1 protein-coding gene is annotated in these 275 nt (G+C 57.5%); it reads right to left on the bottom strand.

Features of this window, described 5'->3' with window-relative positions; genetic code table 11:
• A partial coding sequence (locus AC1RP1_RS08320; protein ID WP_481762774.1) for a hypothetical protein occupies positions 1–275 on the bottom strand: 275 nt, incomplete at both ends.

Here is a 275-nt window from a genome sequence, read left to right as displayed (position 1 = left end):
GCCTCGACAAACGCCTCTTCGTCAGCCGAGCGGTAACTGGTCCAAGCCACATTGACCCCTGCTAGCTTCGCGCCTGCTGCCTTCTTCCGCACTGGCAGTTCGCCATCGATCTTGAACACGCCCTTAAGAGGACGATACCACGCTCGGAACTCTGCAACGCCATCCACCAACAGCTGGATCGTTGCGTGCGAGAACCCCTTGATGCGGCCCACCTCGTTCCAGATTCCTTGTTTGTCAAGGTTGCAGAGAGTTTTCATACTCATGCCCGCAGCCTC

Source organism: Dellaglioa sp. CoH-56-MRSF-13, assembly GCF_056782095.1.
The sequence above is the reverse complement of the archived record's forward strand: the minus strand, read 5'-3'. Positions and strand labels throughout refer to the sequence as shown.